The following is a 26922-nucleotide window of genomic DNA, read 5'->3' as shown; positions in this document are numbered from 1 at the left end:
GGCCTCATTCTTGTTGTTTTTCCGAGTGTGAGGCTGGCCGGGCACGGCGAGAGCCCCCCCTTGGTTTGGTTGACGCCACCGGGTGTTACCGGCGGTGCCGGGACGCGGCGGCGAGCAGCGGTTATCCTTGGTGCCGAGTACCGATTGTCGGAGACCCTGTGAGCGAAACCCCCGCTTCCGCCCTCGAATCCCTGTGGCTGTGCGAGGCCGTGCGCCTGCGCGAGGAGCAGGTCGGCCCGCTGGAAGACAGCGAAGCCAACCGCCGCGCCATCGTCAGCGGCGGTGACCTTGCCCGCCGCCTGCAACACCGTGCGCTGCTGCTCGCCGAACGCGACGGCCAGCGTGCCGCCCTGCGCACCTGGGGGCAGGGCTCGCGCCTGGCGCTCTACCTGCTGCTGGCGCTGGCGCTGTTCACCGGCGGTGGGCTGGCCTTCGCCGCCCTCGGTGACGGCCTGCGTCCGGTCAACGTGTTCTGGGCCCTTGCCAGCCTGCTCGGCCTGCACCTGATTACCCTGATCGGCTGGACCCTGGCCTTCTTTGCCGGCGGCGAGGCCGCCGGTGCGCTCGGCCGCCTGTGGTTGTGGCTGAGCGGCAAGCTCGCCCGCGACGCCCACGCCGCCCAGCTGGCGCCCGCGCTGCTGGTGCTGCTGGACCGGCAGAAGCTCACGCGCTGGGCGCTCGGCCTGCTGGTCCACGGTCTCTGGCTCGTCGCCCTGGCCAGCGCGCTGGGCGTGATGCTGGCGCTGCTGGCGACGCGGCGCTACGGCTTCGTCTGGGAGACCACCATCCTCGGCGGCGATACCTTCATCGCCCTGACCCACGGCCTCGGCGCGCTGCCGTCGCTGCTCGGCTTCCCGCAGCCGGACTCGGAGCTGGTGCGCGCCAGCGGCGATGCCCTGGTGGCCAGCGAGAACGCGCGCCACGCCTGGGCCGGCTGGCTGGTGGGTATCCTGCTGGTGTACGGCGTGCTGCTGCGCGGCGCGCTCTGGCTGCTCTGCCTGTGGCGCTGGAAGCGCGGACGTGCGCAGCTGGCGCTGGATGTCTCGCTGCCCGGCTACGCCCTGCTGCGCGAGCGTTTGATGCCGGCCAGCGAGCGCCTGGGCGTCAGCGATGCCGCGCCGGACGAACTGATTGAGCCGCAGGCGCAGGCCCCGGCGACCACCGCCGACGGCGCCGTGCTGGTGTCCATCGAGCTGCTCGACCGGTCCAACTGGCCGCCGAAGCTGGCCGACGGCATTGCCAATGCCGGCGACCTCGACGACGGTGCCCAGCGCCGTCGGCTGCTGGAGCAACTCACCCGCTACCCGCCGGCGCGCCTGGTGATCGCCTGCGACCCGCGTCGCTCGCCGGATCGCGGCACCCTGGCGCTGATCGCCGAACTCTCGCGCTGCGCCGCAGCCACCCGCGTCTGGCTGCTGCAGGCACCGACGGGCGAGGCGCTGGACGCCGAGCGCCTGGGCGACTGGCACGCGGGCATCGAGCGCCTGCAACTGCCGCACACCTCGGCATCGCCGCTGGGTTGGCTGGAGACCGGGCATGACTGATGCGCTGAAACTGGCCGTGGTCGGCCACACCAACGTCGGCAAGACCTCTCTGCTGCGTACCCTGACCCGCGACGTGGGCTTCGGCGAGGTGTCCCATCGCCCCAGCACCACGCGGCATGTGGAAGGCGCGCGGCTGTCGGTGGACGGCGAGCCGCTGCTGGAGCTGTACGACACGCCGGGCCTGGAAGATGCCATCGCCCTGCGCGACTTCCTCGATGGGCTGGAGCGCCCCGGCGAGCGCCTGGACGGCCCGGAGAAGCTGCGTCGTTTCCTGGATGGTAGTGAAGCTCGCGGCCGCTTCGAGCAGGAAGCCAAGGTGCTGCGCCAGTTGCTCGCCTCCGACGCCGGCCTCTACGTGATCGACGCCCGCGAACCGGTACTGGCCAAGTACCGCGACGAACTGGCAGTGCTCGCCGCCTGTGCGCGGCCGCTGTTGCCGGTACTCAACTTTGTCGCCAGCCCGCAGCACCGCGAGGAGCAGTGGCGCGAGGCGCTGTCCCGTCTCGGTTTGCACGCGCTGGTGCGTTTCGACAGCGTGGCGCCACCACTGGATGGCGAGCGGCGCCTGTACGAAAGCCTGGCGCTGCTGCTGGAGCGCGCGCGCCCGCAACTGGATCGCCTCGTCGCCGATCACGAGGCCCAGGCCGTCGCTCGCCGCGAAGCCGGGGCACGGCTGATTGCCGAGCTGCTGGTGGATGTCGCCGCCTGCCGTCAGCTGGTACCCGCCGGTGATGCGGCGGTGCGCGAGGCCACCGAGACGCTGCGCAATCAGGTGCGCAAGCGCGAAGACACCTGCGTGAAGGCGCTGCTCAGCCTCTACGCCTTCCGCAAGGACGACGCCCGCGCCGCCGACTTGCCGCTGCTCGACGGACGCTGGGGAGATGACCTGTTCAACCCGGAAACCCTGCGCCAACTGGGCATTCGCCTGGGTGGTGGCGTTGCGGCCGGTGCGGCGGCAGGGGCGGGGATCGACCTGCTGGTCGGCGGCCTGACCCTCGGCGCGGCCACCGCGCTGGGCGCCATCGCCGGCGGCGCCTGGCAGACCGTCGGCCATTACGGCCAGCGCCTGCTGGGCAAGCTCAAGGGCAGCCGCGAACTGTCGGTGGACGACAGCGTGCTGCGTCTGCTGGCGCTGCGGCAGCGGCAACTGCTGGCGGCCCTGCAGACACGCGGGCATGCGGCGGTGGAGGCCATCCAGGTGCAGTCGCCTGAAGACAAGCAGTGGCGCGAGGGCAAGCTGCCCGAGGCGTTGCGCAAGGCGCGTGCGCATCCGGAGTGGTCCGCCCTCAATGGCCGCCGGCGTGGCGAGAAGAGCGAGCGGCAGGAAGCGGTGGCGCAGTTGGCCGCGCATCTGCTGGAACCGTGAATACCGCGCGGGGCGCGCGCGAGCATTCTCGCTCCTACGAAAAGCAGTCCGTAGGGCGAATAACCTGGAACAGGTTATCCGCCGGCCAGTGAGCGGCGGATAACGCTGGCGCGTTATGCACCCTACACCATTGTTCCGGACGCACCTTGCAGGAGCGCGCTTGCTCGCGAACGCTCCTAGACGAGCGAGACGATCTCGACCCTTGGCTGCCCGTCGGCGATCTCCAGGATCGCCAAGGCAATCGGCAACTTGAACCGCCGCGGCCCGGCGCTGCCCGGATTCAGGTACAGCACCCCGTCGCGGACCTCGTTCAGCGGTTTGTGCGAATGCCCGGCCAGCACTACGTCGATGCACTCGGCTGCCGGATTGATGGCCAGCTGCTTGAGGTCATGAATCAGGTAGAGCCGCAGCCCGCCCAGTTCCAGCTGTAGCGTTTCCGGCAGGGCTGCGGCCCAGTCGTCGGTGTCGTTGTTGCCGCGTACCACGTCCAGCGGCGCCAGGGCGCGCAGCTGGTCGAGCAATGAGGCGGGGCCGATGTCGCCCAGGTGCAGGATACGCCCGCAGCCTTGCAGCGCCGCCAGCGCTTCGGGGCGCAGCAGGCCGTGGGTGTCGGCGATGACGCCGATGCGCAGGGAAGTGGTCATCCGGGGAGCATAAACGACGACGCCACCTGAAGGTGGCGTCGTGGCGGTTCAGCCGTTGTGCGAGGCCTTTGCGGCGTCGGACTCGGGCAGGAACCAGTTGAGCAGCAGGGCGCAGATGCCGCCGGTGGCGACGCCCGATTCCAGCACGTTGCGGATCGCGTGGGGCATGTGCGCGAGGAACTCCGGCACCTGGGAGATGCCCAGGCCCAGCGCCAGGCTGACGGCGATGATCAGCAGCGCGCGGCGGTCCAGGTGGGTGCCGGCGAGGATGTTGATGCCGGAAGCGGCGACGGCACCGAACATCACCATCACCGCGCCGCCGAGCACAGGCTCGGGGACGGCCTGGATCACCCCGGCGACGCTGGGGAACAGGCCCAGCACGATGAGCATCGCGGCGATCCACAGGCCGACGTGGCGGCTGGCGACGCCGGTCAGCTGGATCACGCCGTTGTTCTGCGCGAACACCGAGCTTGGGAAGGTGTTGAACAGGCCGGCCAGCAGCGAGTTGGCGCCATTCACCAGCACACCGCCCTTGATGCGCTGCATCCACAGCGGGCCTTCGACCGGCTGCTTGGAGATCTTGCTGGTGGCGGTGACGTCACCGATGGCTTCCAGCGAGGTCACCAGGTAGATCACCAGCATCGGGATGAACAGGCTCCAGGAGAAGCCCAGGCCGAAGTGCAGCGGCACCGGGACCTGGAAGGCCGGCGCCTCGTGCATGCCGGTGAAGTCCAGACGGCCCAGATAGCCGGCCAGCGCGTAGCCCACGGCCAGGGCGATGACGATGGCGCCGCTGCGCATCCACACCACCGGGATGCGGTTGAGGATGACGATGATTGCCAGCACCAGGCCCGACAGCATCAGGTTCTCGCCGTTGGCGAAGGTGCCGTTGCCCATGGCGGAGAAGCCGCCACCCATGCTGATCAGGCCGACCTTGATCAGGGTCAGGCCGATCATCAGCACCACAATGCCGGTGACCAGCGGAGTGATCAGGCGCTTCACGAAGGGCAGGATGCGCGATACGCCCATCTCCACGAAGGAGCCGGCCATGACCACGCCGAAGATCGCTGCCATCACCGCTTCCACCGGAGTGCCGTTCTTCACCATCAGCGCACCGCCGGCGATCAGCGGGCCGACGAAGTTGAAGCTGGTGCCCTGGACGATCAGCAGGCCCGCGCCGAACGGTCCGAAGCGCTTGCACTGGACGAAGGTGGCGATGCCGGAGATCACCAGCGACATCGACACGATCAGGTTGGTGTCGCGCGGCGACACGCCAAGCGCCTGGCAGATCAGCAGGCCGGGGGTGACGATGGGCACGATGATCGCCAGCAAGTGCTGCAGTGCCGCGAGCAAGGCAATGGGCAGGGCGGGGTGGTCTTCCAGGCCGTAGACCAGGTCGGGCTGGTCCTTGGCGGCGGACGGGTTCTCGAGGGAGCTCATGGGCGGCGGTCCGGAAAAAAGAGCGCGATTTTACTGGCCCACGGCGGGATCGCACAGTGCCATGAGGCAAGTCGGGATGAATGGGGAAGGCCGGGTTCCTACGACGTCTTTGTGCGATGGCACTCCGAAGGCTGTCGGCATGGAAAAAACTGCTGAATTTTCAACAGGGTGCGCGGACGCGTCTGAGTGTGATGGCCCGCTGGCATGGCTTCACTGGAGTGCATCCGGAGCCATTCGGGGTTCCGGCTCAATCCCGAGGGACACGCAAATGCGCAGACAACAACAAGGCTTCACCCTGATCGAGCTGATGATCGTGGTGGCGATCATCGGGATTCTGGCTTCGGTGTCCTTGCCGCTGTATTCGGATTACTCGTCGCGCTCAAGGGCTGCGGCAGCCAAGGCAGAGCTGTCCGCCGTCAAAACTGCTGTGAGCCTTTGTATTTCCGAAACGGGCAAGGCAGATGATTGCAAGGCGGGTGATTACGGGATTCCGAAAGACTTTGCAGCGACGTCCAACATCACCGGCGACTATGCGGTGGAAAATGGTGTGATAAAGGCCACGACCGCAGCCACCGACGCGGATGGGAATTCACTCAAGATCGAGCTGACTCCTACCAAAGCGGAGGGAGGTAGCTCGGTCGCTTGGGAGGAGAAGGGATCCATCTGCAATGCGGATCGTGGGCTCAAGCCGGGGTCGGGTGATTGCCCGAAGGTGCCAGCAACCAAGTCATAAGTCTTCACGTCACATCAATGAAAAAGCCCGGCATCCGCCGGGCTTTTTCACGTCACCGCCAGACTCAACCGTCCAGCAGCGCCTTGTCGCGCACCGCGCCCTTGTCGGCGCTGGTGGCCAACAGGGCGTAGGCCTTCAGTGCGGTGCTCACCTTGCGCGCGCGGGGCTGAGCCGGCTTCCAGCCCTTCTTGTCCTGCTCGGCGCGGCGGGTGGCCAGCTCTTCATCACTCACCAGCAGGTTGATGCTGCGGTTGGGGATGTCGATCAGCACCTTGTCGCCGTCCTGTACCAGGCCGATGGCGCCGCCCGCGGCGGCTTCCGGCGAGGCGTGGCCGATGGACAGGCCCGAGGTGCCGCCGGAGAAGCGGCCGTCGGTGAGCAGGGCGCAGTCCTTGCCCAGGCCCTTGGACTTCAGGTAGCTGGTCGGGTACAGCATTTCCTGCATGCCCGGGCCGCCTTTCGGGCCTTCGTAGCGGATGATCACGATGTCGCCCGGCTTCACTTCGTCGGCGAGGATGCCCTTCACGGCGCCGTCCTGGCTTTCGAAGATCTTCGCGCGGCCTTCGAACACGTGAATGGATTCGTCCACGCCGGCGGTCTTCACCACGCAGCCGTCAAGGGCGATGTTGCCGTACAGCACGGCCAGACCGCCTTCCTGGGAGTAGGCGTGCTCGACGCTGCGGATGCAGCCTTCGGCGCGGTCGGCGTCGAGGGTGTCCCAGCGGGTGCTCTGGCTGAAGGCGACCTGGGTCGGGATGCCGGCGGGGCCGGCCTTGAAGAAGGTGTGGACCTTCTCGTCCTGGGTCTGGGTGATGTCCCACTCGGCGATGGCGTCGGCCATGCTCGGGCTGTGCACGGTCGGTACGTCGGTGTGCAGCAGGCCGCCACGGGCCAGCTCGCCGAGGATGGAGAAGATGCCACCGGCGCGGTGCACGTCTTCCATGTGGTACTTCTGGATGTTCGGCGCGACCTTGCACAGCTGCGGCACTTTGCGCGACAGGCGATCGATGTCGCGCAGGTCGAAGGCGATCTCCGCCTCCTGGGCGGCGGCCAGCAGGTGCAGGATGGTGTTGGTCGAGCCGCCCATGGCGATGTCCAGGGTCATGGCGTTCTCGAACGCCTTGAAGCTGGCGACGTTGCGCGGCAGTACGGACTCGTCGCCTTCGCCGTAGTAGCGCTGGCACAGCTCGACGGCCAGGCGGCCGGCGCGCAGGAACAGCTGCTCGCGGTCGGCGTGGGTGGCCAGGGTCGAACCGTTGCCCGGCAGGGACAGGCCCAGGGCCTCGGTCAGGCAGTTCATCGAGTTGGCGGTGAACATGCCGGAGCAGGAGCCGCAGGTCGGGCAGGCGCTGCGCTCGTACTCGGCAACCTTTTCGTCGGAGCAGGAGTCGTCGGCGGCGACGACCATGGCATCCACCAGGTCCAGGCCGTGGCTGGCGAGCTTGGTCTTGCCGGCTTCCATCGGGCCACCGGAGACGAACACCACCGGGATGTTCAGGCGCAGGGCGGCCATCAGCATGCCGGGGGTGATCTTGTCGCAGTTGGAGATGCAGACGATGGCGTCGGCGCAGTGGGCGTTGACCATGTATTCCACGGAGTCGGCGATGATCTCGCGCGACGGCAGGGAATAGAGCATGCCGTCATGGCCCATGGCGATGCCGTCGTCGACGGCGATGGTGTTGAATTCCTTGGCCACGCCGCCGTGTTTTTCAATCTCGCGGGCGACCAGCTGGCCCAGATCCTTCAGGTGTACGTGGCCGGGCACGAACTGGGTGAAGGAGTTGGCGATGGCGATGATCGGCTTCTTGAAGTCTTCGTCCTTCATCCCGGTGGCGCGCCAGAGGGCACGGGCGCCGGCCATGTTGCGGCCGTGGGTGGAGGTTTTCGAGCGGTAATCGGGCATGACAGGTTCCTGCGCATCAGGTCACGGTGGGAGTCGATCCGGGTCTTCTGTGCGGCGGCGTACAGCGGGTAGGGCTGGCCGGCGAGACCTTGAGCAAACTCTAAGTCGTATCGTGAGCGCGGTACGCACCGGATGCAAACAGCAGATGGCCTTGCATGGGCGAGGTCGGCGCGGGGCTTGGCGGGGTCGCCGCCTGCTCGGCCGGGGCTCACAGGCCCGCCGGGGGATAAATGGCAGGAATGCCCCGGATTCTACGCCGGCCCTTGCCGCCAGGGAAAGGCTGGCGGTCGGCACAAGGCATAGACTTTCGCCGCCCCGGCGTGGTCTGAATGGCCACTGGCGCTTTTCCCGTCCCGTTCGTTGAAGGAGCAACCCCATGAAAGTCACCCGCATCGCCCTGCTCGTCGCGCTGTTTGCCGGCAGTGTGCAGGCCTCGTCCGACGAAGCCTGGCAGGCGCAGGACAAGCAGCAGCGCGAAGCCTGCCTGGCGCTGAGCCATCTGCAGAACAAGAAGGTGCTGGGCTCGCCGGTGCTGTTCGACGACAGCGTGGGCTACACGGCGCTGATGATCGGAGGGACCTATGCGCAGAAGCACATGAAGGGCAAGCCGGGCCGCGAGCTGTGCCTGTTCGAGCGCAAGACCGGCAACGCAGTCATCAGCGAGGCGGACTCGCTGATGCCGATGAAGTAATCGCAGGAGGGGATGGCGGATAAAGCGTTCCGCTTTATGCGCCCTACGCGGCTGCACACCGTAGGGCGCATAACGCCCCCGGCGTTATCCGCCATCCATTGCTGCAATGAAAAACGGGGCGTTCCCCTGCGGAAACGCCCCGTTTTCTGGAGTGACGTGAAGCCTTAGCCGTTGGGCAGCAGGCGCACGGTCAGGCTTTTGATGTAGCGGGTTTCCGGGATTGCCAGGTGCACCGGGTGGTCCGGACCCTGACCGCCGCGCTCGAGCAGCTGGATGTTGCGGTCCAGGTGGCGGGCGCTGCCCAGCAGGATGTTCTGCAGGTCGTCCTCGGGCAGGTGCATGGAGCAGGAGGCACTGACCAGCACGCCGTCCTTGGACAGCAGGCGCATGGCCTGTTCGTTGAGGCGGCGGTAGGCGGCCTCGCCGTTCTTCAGGTCCTTCTTGCGCTTGATGAAGGCGGGCGGGTCGGCAACGATCACGTCAAAGCGCTCGTCGGCGGCCTTCAGCTCGCGCAGGGCGTCGAACACGTCGCCTTCCACGCAGGCGACTTTTTCGGCGAGGCCGTTCAGCGTGGCGTTGCGCTCGACGCCGTCGAGGGCGAAGCCGGAGGCATCGACGCACATCACTTCGCTGGCGCCGAAGGCCGCGGCCTGGATGCCCCAGCCGCCGATGTAGCTGAACAGGTCGAGCACGCGCTTGCCCTGCACGTAGGGCTGCAGGCGGGCGCGGTTCATACGGTGGTCGTAGAACCAGCCGGTCTTCTGGCCGGCCAGCACCGGGGCTTCGAACTTCACGCCGTTCTCTTCCAGGGCCACCCATTCCGGGACTTCGCCGTAGGCGTTGGCGACATAGCGCTCCAGGCCTTCGGCGTCACGGGCGCTGGAATCGTTCTTCCACAGTACAGCGCTGGGCTTGAGCACCTGCAGCAGGGCGGCAAGCACGTCGTCGCGGTGTTTTTCCATGGTCGCCGAGGCGAGCTGGACCACCAGTACATCGCCGAAACGGTCCACCACCAGGCCCGGCAGCAGGTCCGAGTCGCCGTAGACCAGGCGGTAGAAAGGCTTGTCGAACAGGCGGTCGCGCAGGCTCAGGGCGACGTTCAGGCGGTGAACCAGCAGGGATTTGTCGAGAACGTGCTTGGTATCGCGGGAAATCAGGCGAGCGCAGATGAGGTTGTTCGGGCTCATCGCGACGATGCCCAGCGGCTTGCCGTTGGCCATTTCCAGAATGGCCTGTTCGCCGGCGCCGAATCCGTTCAGCGGGGTGGCGGCGACGTCCACCTCGTTGCTGTAGACCCACAGGTGGCCGGCGCGCAGGCGGCGCTCGGCGTTGGCTTTCAGACGCAGGCTGGGCAGGGTCATGGGGGAGGGCTCCGGCAAAAAGAGCGGGATTATAGCGCAGCAGCGTGCGCCGCCGGAGCGCGGCGCACGGGCTTTTGATCGGCGGCTCTCAGGCGGCGAGGGTTTCGATCAGTTGCTTGCTGAAGGCGGGGATGTCGTCGGGCTTGCGGCTGCTGATCAGTCCGCCATCGTTGACCACCTGTCGGTCGACCCAGTGGCCGCCGGCGTTGTTGATGTCGTCCTTGAGCGAGTTCCAGCTGGTCAGGGTCTTGCCCTTCACCAGGCCGGCGGAGACCAGTAACCAGGCGCCATGGCAGATCACTGCGATGGGTTTGTCGGCGTGAGCGGCCTTTTGCACGATTTCCTGGGCCTTGGGCAGGTTGCGGATCTGGTCGGCGTTGATCACCCCGCCCGGCAGCAGCACGGCATCGTACTCTTCGATGCGCGCCGTTTCGAAGGTGCCGTCGACCTTGAAACTGTCCGCCGGCTGGTCGTGGTTCCAGCCGCGCACCTTGTCCTTGCTGTCGGAGAGGATCTTCACCTTGGCACCGGCTTCCTTCAGTGCGTCGCGGGGGCCAGTCAGCTCCACCTGCTCGAAACCGTCGGTGACCAGGATGGCGATAGTCTTGCCTTTGAGTGTCTGGCTCATGTGGCTTGTCTCCCATTTCGTCCGCTTGGGTGTAAAGGTTCCGACACAGCCGCCGATGAAAGTTCAATCAAAAGCAGCACTTCCAGAAGCCCTGGCTCTGGGTAAACTGTGCGCCCCGTCAACTTTTCCCAGCGCGCCCATGTCTCAAGAACTCTCCGCCGAACAGATCCGTCAGGCCCTGCAGGGCATCAGCGTGCCGCCGCAGCCGCAGATCATGGTTGACCTGCAGATGGAGCAGTTCATGCCCAACCCGGACCTGAAGGCGATCGCCAAGCTGATCAGCCAGGATCCGGGGCTGTCCGGCGCGCTGCTGAAGCTGGTGAACTCGCCGTTCTTCGGCCTGGCCAACCGCATCACCTCGATCCAGCGCGCGGTGAACCTGCTGGGCAGCCGCTCGGTGATCAACCTGATCAACGCCCAGTCGATCAAGGGCGAGATGAGCGACGCGACCATCGTCACCCTCAACCGCTTCTGGGACACCGCTCAGGACGTGGCCATGAGCTGCCTGACGCTGGCCAAGCGCATCGGCTACGAGTCGGTGGACGAGGCCTACGCGCTGGGGCTGTTCCACAACTGCGGCATCCCGCTGATGCTCAAGCGCTTCCCGCACTACATGGCGGTGCTGGAGGAGGCCTACGCCAGCGCAAGCGACGAGCGCCGCGTGGTGGACACCGAGAACCGCGTGCTGAACACCAACCATGCGGTGGTCGGCTACTTCACCGCGCGCTCCTGGCGCCTGCCGGAGCACGTCTGCGAGGCTATCGCCAACCACCACAATGCGCTGTCGATTTTCAGCGAGGACAACTGCCGCGATACCCAGCTGAAGAACCTGCTGGCGATCCTCAAGATGGCCGAGCACATCTGCGGCTCTTACCGCGTGCTGGGCAACCAGGACGAGGACCACGAGTGGGAGAGCGTGCGCGCGCTGGTACTGGATTACGTCGGGCTCAGCGAATACGACTTCGAGAATCTCAAGGCGAGCATTCTCGAGTTGGGTGTGGGGCAGGGGACGTACTGACCTCAGGTTCCTGCACTGGAGCTGGATATGAAAAAGCCGGGCATCTGCCCGGCTTTTGCATTCAACGTCGGCGATCAGTCAAGCATGTCTCTGAAACGTGCGTCCTTCTTGTAGGCAATGGTCTGGCTGAAGCCGGGGACCTGGATGCCACGGTCGCTGATCTCGATGGCCTGCTCGTCGATCATGTCGTTGCCAAAGTTGTAGATGATGTCGAAGCGGCCCTGAGTTGCCGCTTCGTCGTACTGCCGGGCGGCAGCGCGGGTGGCTTCGCGGCGGCCCTGGTAGTCGGCGAAGGCGGCGTCGCCGTGGCGCTTGCGCAGCATCTTTTCGGTGATGGCCGGGGACAGCAGCACGCCGGTGGCGTTGTTGCCGCCGAAGCCCTTGGAATTGATGAAGCAGACTTCCAGGTCGTCGCGGCGCACGTCGCTGCTGGACAGGGCGATGTGGTCCTTGAAGACGTCGTCGGCGAACTTGTCGACGGTCTTGATGCCGGGGATGACGCCGTAGCGGAAGGTACCCAGGGCGGAGATCATCTGGTCGGCGCTGGCGGTGGCCAGGGAGTGGCCGACGAAGGCTTTCACCGCGGTGACCGGCCAGCCCTCGATGCCGAAGGCGGTGGCGACGCGGTCGAGGATTTCCGATTCCGTGACGCGGTTGGCCGGGGTGCTGGAGCCGTGGGCGTGGACGAAGCTGTGCTGGCGCACGCTCTTCTCGCCGACGATCTGAGCGGCGGCGGCCACGGCCTTGGCCATGGTCAGGTAGTTGCCCGGGCCGGGGGCGGAGATGGACTTCTTGAAGCCGTCGGCGTTGATGAATACGTCCGGCACCGAGCCGTGGATGTCGGCGCCCAGCTCCAGGGCCAGGGCGTCGTCCATCAGCACGACGTACTGCGCGGACTCGGCCAGGGAGAAGCCGCAGTTGTCGCCGAACGGGCGGCTGGCGCGGCGGAAGTCGACTTCGTCGCGGCCTTCGATGTGGCGCAGGCCTTCCTCGGTGGCCAGCGCGCCCATGGCGGCGTAGCCCTCGATGATCTCGGAGGTGATTGGCGCTTCGGCGTTGCCGACGATGGCCACGCGGGCCTGGCCGGTGGTGATGACGTCGATGCCTTTCTGCAGGTTGTACAGGAAGGTGGCGCAGGCGCCGGTGACGCTGCCGGTCATGCCGACGCTGCCCAGCACGTAGGCGTTGATGAAGTCGGTGGGCATGCTGTTGAAGCCCAGCGGCAGCTGCTTGGCCGACACGCGGTGGCCGCGCAGGCGCGACTGCAGCAGGCCGCCGAAGCCGTTCTCGTCCAGTTGGCTCATGATGCTGCTGGAGAACACGGCGATTTCGTCAGGCTGGACGGCGTTGCAGATGGTCTGCCAGTCGAGGCCGGTGGAGCGCACTGCGTCGGTGGCGGCGACCACGGACATCTGCAGGCCGCGCGGGTGGAAGCGTGAGTTGTACAGCTCGCTCGGCTCGAAGCCGGTGGGCAGCTGGCCGGCGGATTTCACCGGCAGCGCGCGGTAACTGTCGACCTTGAATTCGCAGCTGTCGTGCAGGGTGACGCGGACTTCGCCGCCTTCGAGTTCTTCCACCGACCAGTTGGCCGGCAGCGGCTCGGGCAGTTGCTTGCGCAGGGTGGTGAAGGTCACCGGGCTGCCGGCGGCGCTGACGGTCAGGCTCTTGTGGCAGTGCGCGGCGTCGACGTCGAGGTATTGCAGCTCGATGCGACGGATCAGGGTGGACTGGCGAATCTGCTGCTCGAAGCGCTGCTCGATGGTGGCCAGGTCGAGGCTGTTGCCGTCGGCGTCCTGGTACTGGCCGTCGACGACCTTGACCAGTTTCATCATGACCGCGAGACCGGCGAGGGTTTCCTGGCGGGCGGCGGACTCCATGGATTCGAGGACGGTGCGGCGGAACCCATGGTGGAAGGAACTGCGGCCAGCCGCGTTATATCCACCAAAACCAACGATGACCGGTAGTCGAGACATCTCTCGGAAACTCCTTCAGCAAGTGCATCTTGCGCGCCGGACGACGGTGGCCCATGGCGGGGCGGCCCGGTGGCACAAAGCCAGGCGTGGCTTCTAGTGATTCGGAATGCTTTAGCTGACGAGGATGATGACCGCTGAGTCACGCTCGCGCCAGGATTTGTCGGAAGAAGGCGACGAGTTCCCGAGCGAATCCTGCAGGGCTCATGAATGAAAACGGGAGCCGCGGAGGGCTCCCGTTTTTTACCGCGGCAGAACTCAGCGGTATTCGATGCCAGCTTTCTTGGTGCTGACGCGAGTACCGGACTTGCCTTCGGTGATGGCGACGATGTTTTCCAGCGAGCCGATCACTGCGTCCTTGCCGGTCGCGCGGGCGAACTCGATGGCGGCCATGACCTTCGGGCCCATGGAGCCGGCGGCGAAGCCTAAGCGTTCCAGTTCGTCCGGGTGGGCCTGGGCGATGCCTTTCTGGGTCGGTTTGCCCCAGTCGATGTAGGCCGCGTCCACGTCGGTGGCGATGATCAGGATGTCGGCCGACAGTTCCTGGGCCAGCAGCGAGGAGCAGAGGTCCTTGTCGATCACCGCCTCGACGCCGGAGAGTTTCTTGCCGGATTCGTCGTACATGGTCGGGATGCCGCCGCCGCCCGCGCAGATGACGATGGTGCCTTTTTCCAGCAGCCACTTGACCGGGCGGATCTCGAAGATGCGCTTCGGACGCGGGCTGGCCACGACGCGGCGGAACTTGTCACCGTCCGGGGCGATGCTCCAGCCTTTCTCCTTGGCGAGGGCTTCAGCCTCTTCCTTGGAGTAGACCGGGCCGATGGGCTTGGTCGGGTTCTTGAAGGCCGGGTCCTTGGAGTCGACCTCGACCTGGGTGAGCAGGGTGGCGAACGGTACTTCGAACGGCAGAAGGTTGCCCATTTCCTGTTCGATCATGTAGCCGATCATGCCTTCGGTCTCGGCGCCGAGAACGTCCAGCGGGTACGGGCTGACCTTCTCGTAGGCCGCGCCCTGCAGGGCCAGCAGGCCGACCTGCGGGCCGTTGCCGTGGGCGATCACCAGTTCGTTGCCGGGGGCAACCTTGGCGATCTGTTCGGCAGCGATCCGTACGTTGGTGCGCTGGTTGTCGGCAGTCATGGGCTCGCCACGACGCAGCAGGGCATTGCCGCCCAATGCGACGACGATACGCATATTCAGTTCCTCCGAAAGAGTGGGAGCACCCGGACCGGCGACCTTGTCGCGGTCCGGGGCTGTCCGGCATTACATGTCGGCGAGGGTCGAAACGAGGATTGCCTTGATGGTGTGCATGCGGTTTTCCGCCTGCTCGAAGGCAATGTTGTACGGGGATTCGAAGACGTCTTCGGTCACTTCGATGCCGTTCTTCAGGTGCGGGTACTTGGCGGCGATGTCCTTGCCGACCTTGGTCTCGCTGTTGTGGAAGGCGGGCAGGCAGTGCATGAACTTCACGCGCGGGTTGCCGGCGGCCTTCATCATTTCCATGTTGACCTGGTAGGGCAGCAGCTCGTTGATGCGTTCGCCCCAGGCTTCGACCGGCTCACCCATGGATACCCAGACGTCGGTGTGGATGAAGTCCACGCCCTTGACGGCTTCTTTCGGGTCTTCGGTGATGGTGATGCGGGCACCGCTTTCTTCAGCGAACTTCTTGCAGGCGGCGACGTGTTCGTCGGTCGGCCAGAGTTCCTTGGGAGCTGCAATGCGCACGTCCATGCCGAGCTTGGCGCCGATCAGCAGCAGGGAGTTACCCATGTTGTTGCGGGCGTCGCCCAGGTAGGCGTAGCTGATGTCGTGCAGGGGCTTGTCGCTGTGCTCGCGCATGGTCAGCACGTCGGCCAGCATCTGGGTCGGGTGGTATTCGTCGGTCAGGCCGTTGAACACCGGGACACCGGCGAACTTGGCCAGCTCTTCGACGATTTCCTGCTTGAAGCCACGGTATTCGATGGCGTCGTACATGCGGCCCAGTACGCGGGCGGTGTCCTTCATCGATTCCTTGTGGCCGATCTGCGAGGAGTTCGGGTCGATGTAGGTGACGTTGGCGCCCTGGTCATAGGCGGCGACTTCGAAGGCGCAGCGGGTGCGGGTCGAGGTCTTTTCGAAGATCAGCGCAATGTTGTTGCCTTTCAGGTGTTGCTGCTCGGTACCGGTGTACTTGGCGCGTTTCAGGTCGCGGGACAGGTCGAGCAGATAGCGCAACTCGCGGGTGCTGTGGTGCATCAGGCTGAGCAGGTTGCGGTTGTGCATGTTGAAAGCCATGGTGTTTCTCCTTGTGGGATCCAATCTCGGCCCTCGTCAGTACAGCTCGTGGCTGGCGGGGCGGGCGGCCCTGGCAAGGGCCGCCTCGTGAGGTCAATGCGCTCTGGTTGAGGTAGTCGCGTTTATCGGGTGCCGATCGATCAATAGTCGATCGGGTCGCGGATGATCGGGCAGGTCATGCAGTGACCGCCGCCACGGCCCCGGCCCAGTTCGCCGGCGCTGATGGTGATGACTTCCACGCCAGCCTTGCGCAGCAGGGTGTTGGTGTAGGTGTTGCGGTCGTAACCCACTACCACGCCCGGTTCCAGGCAGACCACGTTGTTGCCGTCGTCCCACTGCTCGCGTTCGGCGGCGAAGCTGTTGCCGCCGGTTTCGACGACGCGCAGTTTCTTCAGTCCCAGGGACTCGGCGACGACGGTCATGAAGTCCTTGTCTTCGCGCTGGACGTTGATGCCGTAGGGGCTCTTCTCGTCCGGGCGCAGGATGAACGGAACGATCTCTTTCACCACTTCGGGGAAGACGGTGACCAGGTCGCGGTCGCAGAAGGTGAAGACGGTGTCCAGGTGCATCGCGGCGCGGGATTTCGGCAGGCCGGCGACGATGACTTTCTCGGCAGCGCCCTTGGCGAACAGCGCCTGGGCTACCTGGCCGATGGCCTGACGGGAGGAGCGTTCGCCCATGCCGATCAGGACGACGCCATTGCCGATGGGCATCACGTCACCACCCTCGAGGGTGGACATGCCGTGATCCTTGTCCGGATCGCCGTACCAGACTTCGTATTCGGCGTTGGTGAATTCCGGGTGGAACTTGTAGATGGCGGTGGTCAGCAGGGTTTCCTGACGTCGCGCCGGCCAGTACATCGGGTTCAGGGTCACACCGCCGTAGATCCAGCAGGTGGTGTCACGGGTGAACTGGGTGTTGGGCAGCGGCGGCAGCAGGAAGCTGGAGTGGCCCAGGTAGTCGCGGTACATCTTCAGCGCCTTGGCGCCTTCGCTTTCCGGGATGTCGTCGGAGGCCACGCCGCCGATGAGGAACTCGGCCAGTTTGCGCGGCTCCAGGCTTTCGAGCCAGGAGCGCAGCTCGAGGGTCAGGCCGAGGCCGACGCTGTCAGCGGTGATCTTGCGATCGAGGATCCACTTCAGGGCTTCGGGGTTCGCCACGATGTCGGTCAGCAGGTTGTGCATTTCCAGAACATCGATGCCGCGTTCGCGCATCTTGGTGACGAAGTCGAAGTGGTCGCGCTTCGCCTGGTTCACCCAGATAACGTCGTCGAACAGCAACTCGTCGCAGTTGCTCGGGGTCAGGCGTTGATGGGCGAGTCCGGGCGAGCAGACCATCACTTTGCGTAGTTTGCCAGCTTCAGAATGGACGCCAAGTTTGGTTTTTTCCGTGCTCATGAGATGTCTCCAGGAGTTACAGAGTGAGGAAGCCGTCGTAGAGGCCATAGGCCGCGATCAGTGCACCGATCACGACAACCGCGAAGATGAGCTTCTCGACATTGGTGAAGATGGGTTGACCCACTTCGTGTTTCGCTTTGGCGAAGAGGATGACGCCGGGCGCGTACAGCAGCGCCGACAGCAGCAGGTACTTCAGGCCGCCTGCGTAGATCAGCCACACCGCGTAGAGAACCGAGATACCAGCGATGATCAGGTCTTTGGTGCGGTCGGCCGAGTCGGTCTCGTAGGTCTCGCCCTTGACTGCCAGCAGCAGGCCGTAGGCCGCGGACCAGAAGTACGGGATCAGGATCATCGAGGTGGCCAGCAGCAGCATCTTGGTGTACGGGTCCATGCCACCGTCGGCGCTGCCGGAGGTGAAGAACACGATGACCAGGAAGACCTGCACGCAGATGTTGGTCAGCCAGAGGGCGTTGGCCGGCACCTGATTGGCGTTCTCCTTGCGGAGGAACTCCGGCATGGTGTGGTCCTTGGCGGCGGCGAACATGATCTCGGCGCACAGCAGCACCCAGGAGAGCAGGGCACCCAGCAGGGAGATGAGCAGGCCGACGCTGATCAGGACCGCGCCCCAGTGGCCGACCACATGCTCCAGCACCAGTGCCATCGACGGGTTCTGCAGTTTGGCCAGTTCCGGCTGGGTCATCACGCCCATGGACAGCACGTTCACCAGTACCAGCAGCAGCAGGACGGTGATGAAGCCGATCACGGTGGCCTTACCGACGTCCGAACGTTTTTCCGCACGGGAGGAGAAGATGCTCGCGCCCTCGATGCCGATGAACACCCACACGGTGACCAGCATCATGTTGCGCACCTGGTTCATCACGCTGCCCAGGTCAGGATTGCTCTTGCCCCAGATGTCCGCGGTGAAGATGTCCAGCTTGAAGGCGAACAGGCAGATCAGGATGAACAGGAACAGTGGGACGATCTTCGCCACCGTGGTGATGGTGTTGATGAACGCCGCTTCCTTGATCCCGCGCAGTACCAGGAAGTGCAGGGCCCACAAGAGGATCGACGCGCAGACGATCGCCGCGACGGTGTCGCCCTTGCCGAAGATCGGGAAGAAGTAGCCCAGGGTGCTGAACAGCAGGAGGAAGTAACCGACGTTGCCGAGCCAGGCGCTGATCCAGTAACCCCAGGCCGAGGAGAAGCCCATGTAGTCACCGAAACCGGCCTTGGCGTAGGCGTACACACCGCCGTCGAGTTGGGGTTTGCGGTTGGCCAGGGTCTGGAAGACGAATGCCAGGGTCAGCATACCGACCGCGGTGATGGCCCAACCGATGAGGATCGCGCCGACGTCAGCGCTGGCGGCCATGTTTTGCGGGAGAGAGAAGATGCCCCCGCCAATCATCGAGCCGACAACAAGAGCCGTCAAAGCGCCTAGCTTTAGTTTTTGGCTGCTTTCTTGCGACATTTAAGAATCTCCCTATAGGAAGTTGGAGAGTGAGGCTATTTAGCGCCCGTCTTGGCGGGGCACTCCTGATTCAGGTCAATAGCTTGCTATCCAATGTATTGGGCAGTACTTCCTGCTCTGCCCACCCCGCATAAACCATAGGAGAGGTTTTGCATTAGCGCCCGATTTAGAGGGGATTTCGTGAAGATTTGAGCGCGGTTTCATGACCGCAGAATGGCAGTCGATTTCGCAGGCCCACGCAGGGCGCGCCGTTGCGCTTGATTCGCAGGTGCAGAGAGGCGCAGGACCGCTATGTAGGAAAGTCCTGAACGAAGATGCGGAAGGGGAAAATTGGCCGGGGCAGGATCACTGCACCCGGCGATGCGCCTGTCGAATCGAAGGCGCGAGATGGCAAGAAGCCCGAAGGACACCGCCCGGTTCGTGGCCCGGCGGGCGCGACGTGGCGGGCACGTCGCGAGATGTGATGCACAAGGCAATCGCACCCGTGTCGCAGAGCAAGGTGTGTGCCAGGGCTGAAGACTACGTCAGAGCGCTCTGTAGCGCTGTTCGCCCTTGGTCGCAGTCCAGGCCATCGGCGGATTTCTGCTCAGATGTCGCCATCGTCGGCGGAATTTCCGCCACTGCCGGAGAACAGCAGGCCGTGCTTGCGCAGTTTGTCGTGCAGGGTCTTGCGCGGTACGCCCAGCGCTTCGGCAAGGCTGCGCAGGGAGTTGTGTGAGCGGCCCATCTCGGCGGCGATCAGTGAGCGCTCGAAGGATTCCACCTGCTCGTTCAGTCCGGCGCCGGGAGTGGCGGCGGTGGCCTGCCCGTGGCTGTCGTCCAGCCCCAGGTCCAGGCCCAGAGCATAGCGCTCCGCGGCGTTCTGGAGCTCGCGCACATTGCCCGGCCAGCCGTGTGCCAGCAGTTGCGCCCGCTGCGCGGAGTCCAGCGGGCGGGCATTCAGGCCATGGCGCTGCGCGCCGCGTTCGGCAAAGTGCTGGAACAGCAGCAGGATGTCGTCGCCCCGTTCGCGCAGTGGTGGAATGCGCAGACTGGCGACATTGAGGCGGTAGTAGAGGTCGGCGCGGAAGCGGCCTTCATCGGAGGCCAGGCGCAGGTCCTCCTTGGTCGCCGCGATGATGCGGATATCCAGTGGAATGAGCTGGTTGGAGCCCAGGCGCTCGACGGTGCGCTCCTGCAACAGGCGCAGCAGCTTCACCTGGACGTCCAGGCTCATGCTCTCGATCTCGTCGAGGAACAGCGTGCCGCCGTTGGCGAACTCGAACTTGCCGATGCGGCGCTTCTGCGCGCCAGTGAAAGCGCCCTGTTCGTGGCCGAACAGTTCGCTCTCCACCACTGACTCGGCCAGCGCGCCGGCGTTGATGGCGACAAAGGGACCGTTGCGGCGGCTCGACAGGTCATGCAGGGCGCGGGCGACGACTTCCTTGCCCGAGCCGGTTTCGCCCAGTACCAGCACGTCCGCCTGGATCGCCGCGAGCGACGCGACCTGTTGCTGCAGACGCTGCATTGGCGCGGACTGGCCAACCAGGCGGCCACGGACTTCCTTCTGCTCGGTCAGGGCCAGGCGCAGGCTGCGGTTCTCCAGCACCAGCCGGCGCACATCGAGCGCGCGGCGAACGCTGTCCAGCAGCGCGTCGCTGGGGAAGGGTTTTTCGAGAAAATCGTAGGCGCCCGAGCGCATGGCTTTCACCGCCAGCGGTACATCGCCATGGCCGGTGACCAGGATCACCGGTAACTCGGAATCCTGCGCGTGCAGTTGCTCCAGCAACTGCAGGCCATCGATGCCTGGCATGCGGATGTCGCTGACGATCACTCCCGGCCAGTCGCGCGCCTGCTGCGGATCGATCTGCCGTGCATCGCCCAGGGCGACCACCTTGAAGCCGGCGAGGTCGAGGGTCTGGCAGAGCGCCTGGCGCAGGTGTGGGTCGTCATCGATCAGCAGCACCTGGGTGGTGGAGTCGAACGGCTCGGCCGAGCTCATGCGCGGGTTTCCTCTTGCGGCGTCAGCGTCACGCCGGGAATGCCCGGCAACAGGTGCAATTGTACGAGAGCGCCGCCTTCGGGGTGATTACCCAATTCAAGATGTCCGCCCAGCGTGCGTAACAGGGTGTCGCAGATGGCCAGGCCCAGACCCAGGCCCTTCGCGCTGGTCTTGGTCGTGAAGAAGGGCTCACGGGCATGGGCCAGGGCCTCTTCGGAGAAGCCGGGACCGTTGTCGCGCAGGGACAGGATGATGCGCTCGGGCGTCTGCTCGGCGGTCAGCCAGATGCGCCTTGGCAGTCCCTTCTCGGTCAGCGCGTCGAGGGCGTTGGAGATCAGGTTGGAAAGGATCTGCCGCAGCCTCGTTTCGCCGGCCTGCACCCAGATCGCCGCGTCGGGCAGGTCGCGCAGCAGCTCCACGTTCATCGCCTGGCGGCGCTGGGCGACCAGGGCCAGGGCGTCATTGATCGCCGGTTGCAGGGCGACGTTCTCCGGTGCGCGCCGGGCGCCGCGGGCGTAGGCCTTGAGGTGGCCGATGATCGAGGCCATGCGCCCGGTCAGTTCGCCGATCTGCTCGAGGTTGCCACGGGCATCGCTGTAGCGCTCGTGGTCGAGCAGTACGCGGGCATTGTCGGCGTAGCTGCGGATCGCCGCCAGCGGCTGGTTGAGCTCATGGCTGATGCTGGCGGACATGGTGCCCAGGGCGGTGAGCTTGCCGGCCTGCACTACTTCATCCTGGGCGTGCATCAGTTCGCGCTGCGCCTGCTCGCGGTTGCTGACTTCCTGCTGCAGCCGCGTGTTGGCGCCCTCCAGCTCCTGGGTGCGCTCCTGCACGCGCAGTTCCAGTTCGTGCTTGGCCTGTGCCTCCAGTGCAATGCGTTCGAGGTAATGGCGGCGGCTGATCGTCAGCAGCGACAGCAGCAGAAGGAGTGCGACCAGGGTGGCTGCGCCGATCAGGATGACACTGCGTACCGGTGCGTCGACTTGAGTGCGGGGGGTATAGATACTGACGGTCCAGCCGGTCTCCGGCAGGTGACGGCTCTGGCTGATCCAGCGGCGCTGGTCGATCTTCAGCGGTGCCGGGTGCAGCACCGGATAGGGAATGTTTTCGGCGATCTCGCGTTGCTTGGCGGGTGAGAGTTCCTTGCCGGTGTGAAAGCGCCACGCGTTGCTGGACGAGAGGATGACAACGCCGTTGGAGTCCATCACCAGCAGCTGCTCGGGCGTATTGCCCCAGAGCTGCTCCATGTGTTCGAGGTCGACCTTCACCACCAGTACACCGAGCAGTTTGCCGCCGTCACGCACGTCGCTGGCGAAGTAATAGCCGCGTCGTTTGGAGGTGGTGCCCAGGCCGAAGAAACGGCCCTGTCGGCCCTGGGTCGCTTCCTTGTAGTACGGGCGGAAGGCGAAGTTGCGGCCGACGAAGCTGTCCGGTTGATCCCAGTTGGAGGCGGCGTGGGTCATGCCGTCTGCCTGGATCAGGTAGATAACGTCCGCCCCGGTACGCCCGCGGATGCGCTGCAGTTCGAGGTTGGCGGCGTTCTGTGCTGTCAGGCTCTCCGGCGCCTGCAGCGCAGTGCGCAGGGTCGGCAGTTCACCGAGGATCGGCGGCAGGTCCTCGTAGCGGCGCAGGGTGCCGAGCAGGTTCGCGACGTAGAGGTCGAGAGTCTGCTGGTTCTGCTCGGCCAGTTGCTCGCTGTAGTAGCGCTCGGCGAAGAAGTGCAGTGGCCAGAGCAGCGGGGCGAGCAGGAGCGCCAGCAGGGCCAGCGATCGCCAGCGGGTCAGGTGTGGATTCAAGGCGGCGGACATCGTATGCGGTTGCTTCCGCCGCCGATGCTACACCGATCAGCGTTCGATGGGCTGCAGTTGCAGCAGTTTCATCAGGCGCGCCACGCTTTCCTCGAGGCTGAGGCGGTTGGTGTCGATGCGTTCGAAGGGCTCCAGCGGTTCTTCATAGGGAGAGCCGATACCTGTGAAGTCCGGCAGCGTTCCCGCCCGCGCCTTCTTGTACAGCCCTTTGGGATCGCGCTCCTCGCAGACGCTGAGATCGGTGCTCAGGTGAATTTCACGGAAGCGCTCTTCGCCGATGATCTGGCGTGCCTGCTCGCGATCCTGGCGAAAGGGCGAGATGAAGGACGTGATGACGATCAGTCCGGCGTCGTTCATCAGATTGGCCACCTCGGCCACCCGGCGGATGTTCTCGGTGCGGTCATCGTGGCTGAAGCCCAGGTCCTTGCACAGGCCGTGGCGGACGTTGTCACCGTCAAGTACCACGGCGGAGTAGCCCAGTTCATGCAGCGCATATTCCAAGGCAAAGGCCAGGGTGGACTTGCCCGAGCCGCTCAGACCGGTCAGCCAGAGTGTTGCCGGCTGCTGGCGCATGCGGGTGGCGCGTTCTTCGATGCTCAGGCGGCCGGTGTGCCAGCGGATGTTCTGATTGGTACTCATGCTCGCGCAGTTCCTATCGTTCGCTCACTCAGCTGACCAGGCCGCGACCACAATAGTGATCGTCCAGTACCAGGCGCTTGAGCAGTTGACGCTCGTCTTCGTCGGGATTTTCGCTGAAGGTCGACCAGATATCCCTGGCCAGTTCGCGCGGAGGCAGGAAATCTGCATGCAGCGTGGCGCGAACGTCCAGCACATCGGTCAGATAGGCCAGGGCCCCGCTCTGAATCTGGTGGCGGATCTCACGAGCAGCCAGCTCTTCATCCTCCAGCGCCTGATACTGCGCCAGCGGCGTGCCGTCGGTATCCAGACGATAGTGATTGACCTGGGCATCGTCGGCGCTGAGCAACTGCTCAAGCATGAAGTTCTGATCGAACAGGCTGCAGTTGCCACGGGTTGCGCGGGACACGCGGTCGGAGAAACACCCATCGGCAAATACTCCGGCCTCGCCGGCGAAAGCGTCGACGAGTTCGTCTGTGACCAGGTAGTAGCCGTTGACCGGGTGCTTGAGCCAAGCGTTGAGATGGCGCTGGATCGTCCCGGAATAGCCTACGTCGACGACCGCTACTGCGCCCCCTGCGGTCAGTTGTGAGTCTTCCAGGTAGCGGCGCAATGCCGGGGCCTCGATTTCGGCCTGGGCCAGTATGCGCGGCAGCAGGTGGCGCAGTACCGGCTCGATGTGGCTGACATTGTTGTTGCCGATGTCGAGCAGTTGCCGGGCCTTCCACAGGCCGCGGGCTTCCAGATCGCGCAGGTCGGCGTCAGTGAGGGTGACCCCGAAGCGGGCTTCGAGCAGGTTCTCCAAGGTGCCGGCGAAGTAATTGGGTCGGGCGAGAGTCAGCACATCGTCGAAGTCTTTCAGTCGCGGCACGCTGACCGCCCGGCGCGACAGCACCAGGTAGCGCGAGGAGGTGGCAGCCGGTTCGCGTTCGTCCCAGAGGTCGAAAGCGGCTTTCAGCAGCTTGCCCTCGCGGGAGAGGAAATACAGGCGCTCGATACCGTCGCGTTGGGCGCGCTCGCGCAGCCAGGTGACGAAATGGGTGAGCAGCGGGCCGACCACGTTATAGCCCAGCAGCTCGGCCGACCCCTGGGAGAAGGCCGTCGGCCGGAAGGTGCCGAAGGCGATCTTGGCAAAGTTGCGGCGCAACAGCAGGCCCAGAGCCAGCTCAGCGCTGAGGTCGTCGCGGCGGTGGACATTCGCCACCAGGCGGTTCCAGTGCGGCAGCCCGCGGGCCAGGTCGATGGGTTTGAGCACATGCAGCAGGCCCAGCCCCATGTCACCGGGGATCTGCACGTCGGAGCGTTCGTTGTCCCCCACCATGAGCATCTGTTCTGGCTGCAACTGTTCGTCGCGCAGGGCCAGTTCATAGAGTTGGCCCGTGTCCTTGCGAACGCCGATCTCGCCGGAGATGTAGAGCTTGTCCCACTGCAGGATGCTGGATTTCTGCAGCATCGCGGTGATCACTGACTGCGGCAGGAACATATCGCTGAGCAGCACCACGCGCTTGCCCAGTCGCTTGGCATAACGCAGCAGGGCAATGCTTTCCGGACGCGGCGTGACGCAGGCGAACTCGGTTTCTTCCTCGCGCTGGCGCAGGGCCAGGAGTGTGCCCTTCTCAATGCCGGCCAGACGCCCCAGTTCATCAAAGATTTCCGCGGTGGTGATGTCGCGGCCGGCTTTCTCCCGGGCCCGGGCCTCGGCGATGGCACGGTAGCGCAGATACTTCTCTGCGGTGCCCTTGTCCACGCGCTGGGCGGTCAAGCGCTTGATCGATTCTGGATCGAGCAGCGGGCGCAGCAGCAGGGTGTCGAAAATATCGAAGGCGACCGTCTTGATGTTCGGGTTGGAAATCTGCCGTTGCAGATCCTCCTCGCTGCGCGCCAGATAGCTGTCGAAGCGCCAGGCCGACCAGGAGTTGGTGTGCTGGCAGCGCAGGATGGCAGGCGGAAGGCCCTGGCTCTGGCTGGTCAGCACCAGCAGGCGCTCCAGGCAGTGGGCGAAGGTGCCATCGGTCTGCCCGGCTTCCTCGGCGAAGTCCTCCAGCGTGATGCCTGCCTCGAACAGCGGCGCCAGCGCCTGCCGCGAGGCCCAGAACATGCTGCCGGCGGGGAAGTGGAAATAGCCGTCCGGGATATCGCTGATTCCCAGGCGCTGGCACCACTGGTGCCCCATGGCGCGGTTGGCCAGCCAGGTATTGGCGACGTAGTGCAGGCGCTCGAAGTTCTGCGGATAGACGATACCGGCCTTGCCGGAGGACAGCAGTTCGAAGATCGCGCGGATCTGCCGCTCGCTTCCGGCCAGGCTCTGGCACAAGTATTCGCGCCAGCCATCGGTGGCTCCGTTGTTGAACAGCGACTTCTTGCTATGCAGGTGCAGCAGGTAGTCGTACTGCTTCAGTGCGTCACCGAACTGACAGAACATCGGTGCGATATCGCGGCCGCGGTTGGGGACAATCTCGACCCGCAGGCTGCCCTGGTTCGGCTGGTTGGCGAAGGTGGCCTTGCAAGCCCGCAGGCCGATCTCGTCCTTGACCGACACGTACAGGTCATAGGGGAACGGCATGTGGCTGAGGTAATCGCGGAATTCTTCGGCGAGGTCGCTGTAGTACATGTGCAGGTGGATGGCGATGCGGCCTTCGAGGCTTTCGCAGGGTTCCACCTGATAGATGTCGGTCAGTTCGGTCGCCCAGTGCGCTTGGGGTTGTGCTTGCTGGTCGAGCTGGCGCTTCCAGCGTTCGTAGTGGCCCAGGCCGTTGAAGGCGAAGCCGAAGCGGCGGTAAGCGGTCAGCAGCAGTCGCTCGCGCTGGGCGGCGGGGATGCGCCAGTAGATGGCGCGGCCGATCTGATGCAGGTAGTTGCGCAGGCTGACGAGCGCCTCGCCGCGCCGACCCCGGGCCATCCGCGAAGCGAAGCGCAGGGGTTTTGTCAGGGTCCAGGATGCCGAGCGGTGAATCTCCTCGAGCGATGCGCGAGAGCTGGCCAGCAATGACTCGCTGTGTTCCAGGTTGGCTGTCAGGCGGGCAATGTCGTTTAGTCGCTGCTGCGCGTCTTCCAACTCCAGGCTTTGCTTGGCGATCACGAATTGCAGACTGTCGAGGGTGGCGCGCGCTTCCAACAGGGCTTCGCTGTGCAGCCTGTCTTGCTGGTGCAGCGCTTCCAGCGTGGGACGCAGGGCCAGGCAGTGGTCGTGCAGCCGCCCAATGCTCTGCTGCGACTCGGTGCTGGCAATGGCCAGTTCGTCATCGGCCAGGCGCCTCAGCAGGTCGAAGCACTCGATCACTTCGCTCGGGGCCTGTTCGGCCAGTTCGTGGCCGTCGGCGGAAAGCCGGCTGTGCTGCAGGTCGCTGCTGAGGAATTCTTCGATGTATTCGGCCAGCTCGCCCTCGGCGGGCGCGGGCAGGCCCAGTTGCTCGGCGAGCCGCAGGATCTGCTCGGCTGGCGAGCTCATCAGGCGGTCGTAGCTGAGCACGGCGACCCGCTGGCCACGACTGTGCAGCAGTCCCTGGAGCATGTAGTCGAGCCAGAGGTAGAGGCTCTTGGCCTGGGTGAAACCATCCCGTTTGTGCAGCGAGTGCGCCACGCTCAGGGGGTGGCGCAGGCTCAGCACGAAGGCCGGCTGGATACCGGCCTTCTCGAAGACGCGCAGCCAGAACGGCAGCAGCAGCGAGATGCGCGGGTCCTTGAGGCCGAACAACGGGGCGTCACCGAAGAATTCGCGCAGGTAGCTCAGCGCGCGCTGTTGGAGTTCGGAGTTGTCGAAGCTGGCGAGGCGTTCGGTCGACAGCGGCTTGAGCGAGTGCCAGGTGTGTCCGAGTTCCTTGAGGATATCGGTGTTGATATCGACGATTTCCTGGTCTTCCCAGAAGCCGCGCTCATTGTTGCTCTGCGCCGCGGGCATCAGGTTATCGCCCAGTTCCACCCCTAGTGTCGTGAGGCCTCTGGCAATCGCGCTGGTACCGCTGCGGTGCATGCCGAGTACGACTATGGCCCGTTGACGCTCTTGCACGCTGAATCTCCGTCTTTCTTGTCGTTATGGTCGAACCGGCCTCCATCAGGGGGCGGC

General features: G+C 65.1%; 19 protein-coding genes. 5 read left to right on the top strand and 14 right to left on the bottom strand.

Annotation, left to right across the window (positions count from 1 at the left end; genetic code table 11):
- Positions 1–158: 158 nt before the first annotated feature.
- Complete coding sequence (locus tag IB256_RS13155; RefSeq protein ID WP_192293376.1) at positions 159–1544, top strand: DUF2868 domain-containing protein; 1386 nt, start codon at positions 159–161, stop codon at positions 1542–1544.
- Positions 1537–2910 (top strand): GTPase/DUF3482 domain-containing protein, encoded by a 1374-nt coding sequence (locus IB256_RS13150; protein WP_192293374.1) that lies wholly within the window; start codon positions 1537–1539, stop codon positions 2908–2910. The genes IB256_RS13155 and IB256_RS13150 overlap by 8 nt, the downstream gene beginning before the upstream one ends.
- Before the next feature lie 176 nt (positions 2911–3086).
- On the opposite strand, the gene IB256_RS13145 is transcribed toward IB256_RS13150, so the two are convergent.
- Both IB256_RS13145 and IB256_RS13140 read right to left on the bottom strand, forming a co-directional pair.
- A complete protein-coding gene (locus tag IB256_RS13145) occupies positions 3087–3554 on the bottom strand; it encodes a metallophosphoesterase family protein (RefSeq protein WP_192402852.1) in 468 nt (155 codons plus the stop codon).
- A 48-nt stretch (positions 3555–3602) separates the two neighbouring features.
- On the bottom strand, positions 3603–4994 hold the full coding sequence (locus IB256_RS13140; protein WP_192402850.1) for a nucleobase:cation symporter-2 family protein: 1392 nt from the start codon (positions 4992–4994) through the stop codon (positions 3603–3605).
- Between the two features lie 268 nt (positions 4995–5262).
- Here IB256_RS13140 and IB256_RS13135 point away from each other — a divergent pair, with 268 nt between their 5' ends.
- Positions 5263–5727, top strand: coding sequence for a pilin (locus tag IB256_RS13135; protein WP_192293368.1), 465 nt, complete (start codon positions 5263–5265; stop codon positions 5725–5727).
- Positions 5728–5791: 64 nt separating this feature from the next.
- On the opposite strand, the gene ilvD is transcribed toward IB256_RS13135, so the two are convergent.
- The gene (ilvD, locus tag IB256_RS13130; RefSeq protein ID WP_138213799.1) at positions 5792–7630 is read right to left on the bottom strand and encodes a dihydroxy-acid dehydratase; all 1839 of its coding nucleotides are present in this window, start codon (positions 7628–7630) and stop codon (positions 5792–5794) included.
- Positions 7631–8006: 376 nt separating this feature from the next.
- Here ilvD and IB256_RS13125 point away from each other — a divergent pair, with 376 nt between their 5' ends.
- Positions 8007–8321: a hypothetical protein gene (locus tag IB256_RS13125; protein ID WP_192293366.1), complete on the top strand. Its 315-nt coding sequence runs from the start codon at positions 8007–8009 to the stop codon at positions 8319–8321.
- A 164-nt stretch (positions 8322–8485) separates the two neighbouring features.
- Here IB256_RS13125 and IB256_RS13120 read toward each other — a convergent pair whose 3' ends face one another.
- Together IB256_RS13120 and IB256_RS13115 are read right to left on the bottom strand one after the other, a co-directional pair.
- Positions 8486–9682, bottom strand: a complete 1197-nt coding sequence (locus tag IB256_RS13120) for a class I SAM-dependent rRNA methyltransferase (RefSeq protein WP_081515305.1) — start codon at positions 9680–9682, stop codon at positions 8486–8488.
- Positions 9683–9770: 88 nt separating this feature from the next.
- Complete coding sequence (locus tag IB256_RS13115) at positions 9771–10310, bottom strand: type 1 glutamine amidotransferase domain-containing protein (RefSeq protein WP_192293364.1); 540 nt, start codon at positions 10308–10310, stop codon at positions 9771–9773.
- A gap of 193 nt (positions 10311–10503) precedes the next feature.
- Between IB256_RS13115 and IB256_RS13110 the strand changes: the two genes are divergently transcribed.
- Positions 10504–11328, top strand: a complete 825-nt coding sequence (locus tag IB256_RS13110; RefSeq protein WP_139791463.1) for an HDOD domain-containing protein — start codon at positions 10504–10506, stop codon at positions 11326–11328.
- Between the two features lie 74 nt (positions 11329–11402).
- Here the strand turns inward: IB256_RS13110 and IB256_RS13105 are convergent, their stop codons facing one another.
- The 9 genes from IB256_RS13105 to IB256_RS13065 form a co-directional block, all read right to left on the bottom strand.
- The gene (locus IB256_RS13105) at positions 11403–13301 is read right to left on the bottom strand and encodes a beta-ketoacyl synthase (RefSeq protein WP_192402848.1); all 1899 of its coding nucleotides are present in this window, start codon (positions 13299–13301) and stop codon (positions 11403–11405) included.
- Positions 13302–13556: 255 nt separating this feature from the next.
- The gene (gene arcC / locus IB256_RS13100) at positions 13557–14489 is read right to left on the bottom strand and encodes a carbamate kinase (protein WP_065086519.1); all 933 of its coding nucleotides are present in this window, start codon (positions 14487–14489) and stop codon (positions 13557–13559) included.
- Positions 14490–14558: 69 nt separating this feature from the next.
- Complete coding sequence (locus tag IB256_RS13095) at positions 14559–15569, bottom strand: ornithine carbamoyltransferase (RefSeq protein ID WP_192293358.1); 1011 nt, start codon at positions 15567–15569, stop codon at positions 14559–14561.
- 140 nt (positions 15570–15709) lie between these two features.
- On the bottom strand, positions 15710–16966 hold the full coding sequence (arcA, locus tag IB256_RS13090; protein ID WP_081515308.1) for an arginine deiminase: 1257 nt from the start codon (positions 16964–16966) through the stop codon (positions 15710–15712).
- A 16-nt stretch (positions 16967–16982) separates the two neighbouring features.
- Complete coding sequence (arcD, locus tag IB256_RS13085) at positions 16983–18434, bottom strand: arginine-ornithine antiporter (protein ID WP_081515309.1); 1452 nt, start codon at positions 18432–18434, stop codon at positions 16983–16985.
- 586 nt (positions 18435–19020) lie between these two features.
- A complete protein-coding gene (dctD, locus tag IB256_RS13080) occupies positions 19021–20415 on the bottom strand; it encodes a two-component system response regulator DctD (RefSeq protein WP_192293356.1) in 1395 nt (464 codons plus the stop codon).
- Complete coding sequence (locus IB256_RS13075; RefSeq protein ID WP_192293354.1) at positions 20412–22223, bottom strand: sensor histidine kinase; 1812 nt, start codon at positions 22221–22223, stop codon at positions 20412–20414. The genes dctD and IB256_RS13075 overlap by 4 nt, the downstream gene beginning before the upstream one ends.
- A 36-nt stretch (positions 22224–22259) precedes the next feature.
- On the bottom strand, positions 22260–22862 hold the full coding sequence (cysC, locus tag IB256_RS13070) for an adenylyl-sulfate kinase (RefSeq protein WP_192402846.1): 603 nt from the start codon (positions 22860–22862) through the stop codon (positions 22260–22262).
- Between the two features lie 28 nt (positions 22863–22890).
- Entirely contained in the window at positions 22891–26865 is a 3975-nt protein-coding gene (locus IB256_RS13065) for a rhamnan synthesis F family protein (RefSeq protein WP_192293350.1), read from the bottom strand.
- Positions 26866–26922: the final 57 nt, after the last annotated feature.

The sequence above is a fragment of the Pseudomonas sp. PDM17 genome (assembly GCF_014851985.1).
Taxonomy (GTDB): Bacteria; Pseudomonadota; Gammaproteobacteria; order Pseudomonadales; family Pseudomonadaceae; genus Pseudomonas.
This window is presented reverse-complemented; position numbering and strand designations above follow the sequence as displayed.